Origin of the sequence: Rhodococcus tibetensis (assembly GCF_024438035.1) — a bacterium.
Lineage (GTDB): Bacteria > Actinomycetota > Actinomycetes > Mycobacteriales > Mycobacteriaceae > Rhodococcus_F > Rhodococcus_F tibetensis.
In genome coordinates this window covers 20,611-27,422 of the sequence record NZ_JANFQF010000038.1, presented here as the reverse complement: position 1 = coordinate 27,422, position 6,812 = coordinate 20,611, and the positions used below count along the sequence as shown (strand labels likewise).

At 66.0% G+C, this 6,812-nt stretch carries 4 protein-coding genes; 1 reads left to right on the top strand and 3 read right to left on the bottom strand.

Features of this window, described 5'->3' with window-relative positions; all coding sequences use genetic code 11:
- Window positions 1–178: 178 nt before the first annotated feature.
- Together NOF53_RS26965 and NOF53_RS26960 are read right to left on the bottom strand one after the other, a co-directional pair.
- Complete coding sequence (locus NOF53_RS26965; RefSeq protein ID WP_255974668.1) at window positions 179–1,186, bottom strand: NADP-dependent oxidoreductase; 1,008 nt, start codon at window positions 1,184–1,186, stop codon at window positions 179–181.
- Window positions 1,187–1,219: 33 nt separating this feature from the next.
- Window positions 1,220–1,606: a DUF1304 domain-containing protein gene (locus NOF53_RS26960; RefSeq protein ID WP_255974667.1), complete on the bottom strand. Its 387-nt coding sequence runs from the start codon at window positions 1,604–1,606 to the stop codon at window positions 1,220–1,222.
- 79 nt (window positions 1,607–1,685) lie between these two features.
- On the opposite strand from NOF53_RS26960, the gene NOF53_RS26955 reads away from it, so the two are divergent.
- Complete coding sequence (locus NOF53_RS26955) at window positions 1,686–2,279, top strand: TetR/AcrR family transcriptional regulator (RefSeq protein WP_255974666.1); 594 nt, start codon at window positions 1,686–1,688, stop codon at window positions 2,277–2,279.
- A gap of 13 nt (window positions 2,280–2,292) precedes the next feature.
- On the opposite strand, the gene NOF53_RS26950 is transcribed toward NOF53_RS26955, so the two are convergent.
- Complete coding sequence (locus NOF53_RS26950; protein WP_255974665.1) at window positions 2,293–6,768, bottom strand: PDDEXK-like endonuclease domain-containing protein; 4,476 nt, start codon at window positions 6,766–6,768, stop codon at window positions 2,293–2,295.
- Between the last annotated feature and the right edge of the window lie 44 nt (window positions 6,769–6,812).

Below are 6,812 nucleotides of genomic sequence, written 5' to 3'. Positions count from 1 at the left end.
CGTGCCACCCGGACGATCGCGGACACAAACTCTGGATCCATCGAAAACCCTGTTCCGCTCATCCCCGAGGATCCCAGGGATGAGCCGCTCAGTGTTCACGATGTCCTGAGACATCAAGTGTTCGCGATGTCCTGAGCACACACACGAGTCTCTGGACTCCTTAACCACGCACGGGTGGCTACGCCACCTTCACCAGCATCTTCCCGACGTTCCCGCCGCGCATGAGCTGAAGGAACGCGTCCACCGAGTTCTCGATGCCGTCGACCACCGTCTCGTCGTGGACCACGTCGCCGGACGCGAGCCACGGTCCCATCTTGGCGGCGAATTCGGGGAAGAAGTGGGTGTAGTTGCCCAGCGTGAATCCCTGCAACGTGAGACCGCGGCTGATGATGTTCATCATGTTGTCCGGTCCGGGTACGCGCTCGGTGGAGTTGTAGCCGGCGATCGCGCCGCACAGCGCCGCTCGCCCCCCGTTGCGCATGGCGGCGAGTGCCGCCTCGAGGTGATCGCCGCCGACATTGTCGAAATAGACGTCGATTCCGTCACCGGCGACTCCGAGCAGCTGCTCGCGGATGGGCGCGGTCTTGTAGTCGAGCGCGACGTCGTAGCCGTAGCGGTCGGAGAGTAGCGCGACCTTCTCTGCGGAGCCCGCGGATCCGATGACCCGGGACGCACCCTCGAGGCGTGCGATCTGCCCGGCAGCAGTTCCGACGGCACCCGCGGCGCCCGAAATAAACACGGACTCTCCGGGTTTCAGATGAGCGATGTGCATGAGACCCACATAGGCTGTCAGACCCGTCATGCCGAGAATGCCGAGGTATGCGGACACCGGAACGCCGGGGATTTCCTTCACCACACGGAATGCGGAGGCGTCACCCTGCGCCATATCGCGCCACCCGAGGTCGTGCACCACAACGGAGCCGACGGGGTGGGTGTCGGCGGTCGACTCGACGACGCGCCCGACGGCGCCGCCGGTCATGGTCTCCCCCAGCACGAACGGCGGGATGTAGGACTTGACGTCGTTCATGCGACCGCGCATGTACGGGTCGACGGAGGTGAACTCGTTGACCACACGGACCTGATCACCGGCCAGGTCGGGCAACTCTACGGCGACGGTCCGGAAGTCGTCCTGTGTGGGCCAGCCCACCGGCCGGTTGATCAACTGAATCTGCGTGCTCGATACCACGGATAGTTCCTTTCAGTGCCTGTCGAAAGATGTCTAGAGCGCCAGTCCGAGCGCGAGGAGAAGGACCGCGAGCAACGGGAACGTCCCCTGCGTGAGGGCCGCGCGGGCCTTGTCCGGTGACGAAATCAGCAGGACGGCCGCGGCGAGGACCATCGATCCGGCGCCCGCGAAGACGAGTGCCGCTCCCACCGCAGTCGCGTCGAGGGCGACCGCCACGATGCCGACCACGGTGACGACGGCGAGGAAGAGGTTGTAGAAGCCCTGATTGAAGGCCAGCTCCTTGGTGGCCTCGGCCTCGGCGACTGTGGTGCCGAAGGTCGCGCGGGTCCGCGGCGCGGTCCACAGCACCGACTCGAGCACGAAGATGTACACGTGTAGCGCGCTGGCAAGAGCGGCGAGAACCAGACCGGCGGTAACCATGCAAGTTCCTCCTCATTGTGAACTGATCATTTCAATATATACTGAAATGACCGTTTCACAACACCGAGTGAGGATCGTCATGCCACGGACGCAGGAGTTCGACACCGCCGAGGTGATCGGCCTCGCGCGTGATTTGTTCTGGGACAGGGGTTACGAGGCCACGTCGGTGCCGGACCTCGAACGCGTCACCGGACTCAACCGTTCGAGCCTGTACAACGCCTTCACCAGCAAGCGCGGCCTGTTCGACGCCGCCGTGCAGGACTACCTCGATCGTGTGATCCGCCCACGCCTGAGAATCCTCACCGATGAACCCACACCGCCTGACGCGGGCATGCGCTATTACCGAGCTCTCGCCGATACCCTGGCGACACTCCCCGAGGAATACCCGGGTCGTGGGTGCCTCCTTCTCAACAGCGCCGCGGGGTTCGCCGCGCACGACGAAACTCAGCGGACCGTCGTGGATGCGTACCGAAGAGAACTGTCCGCGGCGCTCACCCACGCGCTGCGCGCCCTCGACCCGGACACACCCCCCGCCGTCGTCGAGCACCGCACCCGGCTGCTGACCTCACTGTCCGTCAGCGCGCTCCTGCTCTCACGCGTCAATCGGGACGAGGCCGTCGCGGTGGCGAATACCGCAGTCGAACAGCTCGAGGAGTGGCACGGCACTGCCTGACCGCGCCGCCGGGTCAGTCGGCGAGAAGGGGCGCGGCGTGCTTGCCGCGCTCGGGGGCAGTGCCGTCTCCGGACGCCCGCTCGGTGGCCGCCGATTCGATGGCGGCGGCGTGGCCGACGGCGTGCGGGGCGATGCCCAGGTTGTCCAAGGTGTCCCACAAACCGGCCATCGCCGCCTTCGGGTCGAGGTAGTACTCGGATTCCCGCACGCGCCAGAATGTCCAGCCGCACCGCTTGAGTTCCTGCTCGCGTTCGAGGTCGGCGATGCGCTGTTCCGGGGTGGTGGAGAAGGCGTCCGCATCACACTCGACGGCCAGCCTCATCGTCCCGCCGGTGACGACGAGGTCGATGCGCCGATTATTTACCTCGACTTGAGGATTGACGTGATAGCCGCGTTCGGCGATGTCGTGGAACACCCTCTGCTCGAGGAGGTTGTCGAACGGAGGTGTCCGGACGTCCCGGCTCACGTCCTGGGGCATCGGCTCGGCCGGCGCCGGTGACGTGGACATCACGTAGCTCAGCAGCGAGTTGCGGAGGTCGGCTCGCTTGAGCTCGTCGACGGTCACCGAATGGAACAGCCACAGCTGGTCCTGTGCCCGCGACGCCGCCACGTTGAATCGACGCTTGTACTGGTTGGCCGTCAGCGGCACGAAGTGCTGTTCCGGCGTCACCACCATGGACAGGAAGACGACGCTGCGTTCGTCACCCTGGAAGTCGGGCGGTGTTCCGACCCGCAGTCGCCGCTGCTCCCACTGCTCGATTCCGATGCGTCGAACCAGTTCGCCGCGGATCGCGTCGACCTGCGACTGCCCTTGCAACACCACGATTCCGAATGTCTTCCCGTCGTACCGGGGATCGACGAGACATTCGATGAGCTGATCGACGAGTGCCTTTGCCTCGACGTGGTTGGCGAGCGTCGCATCCTTGCCCGACACCGTGGCGTCGGGAACATAGGTGTGCTGCAGGGGAGGTAGCCGGTCTGCACCGAACTGCCGCACCGGCACCAGCGGCAGCTCACCGTAGAACTGGGTACTCGACCAGTTGATGATTTCGGGCATCGAGCGGAAATGCTCACGCAGCCTGACCACCTGGCCGAAACTGGTACGCAGGATCGAGAACAGGCTGGACCGAGGAGTCAGCGTCGCCTGAACGTACTCGGGAAGATCCGGAAGGTACGCGTCCAATCTGGTGAAGACGTCGTCGAGCGTTCCGTTGATGGGGATATCGGCTGGGGCGCACTGCTTGTCGTCGCCCACGACGATCACCCGCGGTGCCAGCCACAACAGGAAAAGGTTGGTGATGTCGGCCTGGCTGGCTTCGTCGACGATCACGACATCGAAACTGCCCGGAACCGGCGGTATCGATGCAAGGACCTGTTGCAGCGGCATCACCCAGGCGGGCACGGCGCCCTGCGCCTCGCCCATGGCGGATCTGGCTGCACTACGGTATTTTTCGGCATACTTTCCGCCACCGGCACCGATGTTGGAAATGTGCTCGCGGTACGTCTGCAGCGCCCGGACTTGATCAGCGGTGAGACTTTCGAGGCAGTCACGCCACGCAGTCGCGGCCGCCAGCCGAGCGGTCAGATGCGACAGATCGGCGTCAAGGCCGTTCAGTTCGGCCTCCAGTTCCTGCTCACGCCCGGCGCGGTGCTGTTCGGTGACCCACTGGCGGGCACGACGCCACGCCCACGCGTCCGACAATTGCCAGCTCATCTCGTCCCACTCGGGGAGCGTCGCCGTCCGGCGCACCAGCTCGTAGAAGGCCGGGGCAACGGGGGCGAGGCGGTCGGACAACTCGTCGAAGAGCAACTGATCGTGCTGCTCGGCGCGCGCCGCGGCGTACTGCGCGAGGGCTGCGGACAGTGCCGCGTTGTCGGCGCGGTCGAGTGCTGCGACCAGAGCGGTGCCCTCTGGAGACGGGCCCGGGTCGATCTCGGTGGACACCGCCGAGACGATGGCGTCGAGTTCGGCACGGGCACTGTCGACATCGGTACGGGTGGTGATGGCCTCCGCTGCGCCGGCGACTGCAGTGGCGTCGACGAGCGTTCGAACGCGGGGAGCAGTGGGCGACAACGCGAACAGCTCCCGCGCAAGCGCGTCCCGTGCAACCAGCAGGGCACGCACGCGGGCTATCCTGCCGACCATCAGGTTGAGACTGTCGACCTGAACGGCGCGAGAACCAGTCATCTCCACCGGAATACCGAGATCACCCAACAGCGTTGCCGCGGTCTGGGCAGCGTCGTGCGCGCGTAGGTGTTCCGTGACGAGACGGACGGCGGTGGCGGTGGTGGCGGGTACACCGTCGACGGTCGCCTCGATCCCCAGCGCCTCGACAGCCTTCTGTTCGTCACTGCGGCGGAAGCGCGACTTCCATTCGACGGCACCGGATTCCATGGCGACAGCCAGCGCCCCCACAGCGTGGAGCGCGGGCCTGCTCATGACCGAACACCGGACGTCGTGCGCACCTATGTATCGGTCGGCGGCGGCGGCCGCTTCCACGATGGCAGGCAACGCATCCAACCGACCCCACAAATGCGTGGCTCGGCCGGAGAGAATAGTGTCGGCAAGTTCGTGGAATCTATTGTCGAGTTCGAGAATATCGTGCGCTCGGGCCTGCAGTTCCCGGCAATGCCGGCGCACCGTGTGCGCGGTGTTCGGGTCGACGCCGCCGAGGACGTCCAGCAGATGCGCCGACTGCGGGGTGTCGACGGGAACCGTGGTCGACGCCCGCGTGCAGAGCCGTTCGAGTTCTGCACGGTTGGGCAGGAGTGCGTCGAGCGGCGGCAGACTCTGCCGAGAGCGCAGGGCGCGTTCCGGTGTGGCCGACACGCACAATGCGCGCAACGTATCGACCTCGGCGCCGGACAGCGGTGCCTGCTCACTCAGCAGGGGTCCGGGGAGCCATTGGCAGGCGTCCTGGAAAGCCATCACCTTGCGGACGATCGTCGCGGCCGTGCCCTCGTAGCCCTCGGCCACGGCATCGTGGAGATACGTCTCGGACTCGCGCAGTGCTGTTACACGGTCGAGTACGACCGCACGCTTCTTCATTGCCTCCGCCCGCTGGGCGCGCAGATCAGCGATCCGCTTGCCCTCGCTGTCGGGGTTGAAAGACGACTTACGCTCGGCGATGGTCGCGACACTGCGGGTGAGCTCGTCGGAACCACCTCGCGAGAGGTCGGTGATCGAGACACAGAGTTCCTGCATCTCGGGCGGCAGCTTGTCACGGAGCACCCGCAGAGCCTGCGCCTTCTCGCTCGTGACGAGCACCCGCTGGCCTCGGGCGAGGAGCGCTGAGACCAGATTGGCGATGGTGTGGGTCTTTCCCGTCCCGGGCGGCCCCTCGACCACCACCCCGCTGTCTCCACCGAGCCGCTCGATGATCTGCGACTGCTCGGCGTTGGCGGGAAGGGGAAAGAGGGGGTCCTCGGCGAGGGTGGCGGGTGCGGCGGCCCCCGTGCGCTGGAGCCACGTCACTCGCTCCGCCGGCTCGATCGCGTCCACCAGTTGGGCGAGGCCGAGCGGAACGGTGGCGCCGTCACGTTCGAGGTGGGCGATCATCTTCTCGTAGTACCCGACGAGCGCAAACGCGCTGCGCTTGCGGAGCACGAGGGCGGGTGAGAGGGCGAGTGTGTCCGCCCCCGTCTCGTCCAGCGGCTCGACAGCGTCACGAACATCGATATCGGTGGTTACCGCTAGCGGGGCCCATTCCCGGAGGAATTTCCCGACGTCGGCGCCGAGCGGAGAGGTCGCGGATTCGTGCAGATTTTGCTGCAGTCGCATCGACTGCGAGCTGTCGTAGAGCGAGAGCCCAGTCAGCAGCTGCGAGTCCTCGAGCCGAGGCGCGGTGGTGGGCGTCAACCGCACCAGGAGGTCACCGGTCCGAACGTCGCGGTGAATCCCCGCCGGCTGTGTGACGAGGTGGGTCCGGATGCCGGCATCGGTGCCGACACCGGGGACGGTGAGCAGACCGGAGGCAAGGACGAGTTCGATCGACTCGGGCCGGGCGTTCAACTCCTGCAGCATCGCCTGCAACGACTGGTACAGCTCGGCGTGCGGGCGCTGTTTGCGATCCATCGCCGCCCAGGCCTTCCACCGTGGCAGGTAGGCGTCGAATGCCTGCCGGACCTGGTAGGCCCGGCGAACGTCGTATTCCTCGTCGGAGTCTTCCGCATAGGCGTCCGAGGTATTCAAGGCCAGCTCGGACTGCGAGCTGTCGGATCGGGCAGCCTGGTCCACCCAGCCGTGTAGAACCGGCGGGAGTGCCGGTGGATCCTCGACGGCCACGACAGGCACCCGGAGGACGACGCCGCCCTGTTCGGCTTGGGCGTCGAGTTGAAGTTCTCGACCTTCGCGGTACAGCCATTCCACTTGTTCGTGCTGGTCGACGCGCAGTACCGGCTTGGTGCGAGCCCTGACGACTTCGCGCAGGAACTGCAGAAGCCGCTTGACGCGGCCGGCGAGCTCGGCGTCGGTTTCGGGACTCGACAATGTAAACCTCTGAGAGTTCTCGGTGATGGTCGGCGCTGCCCCCG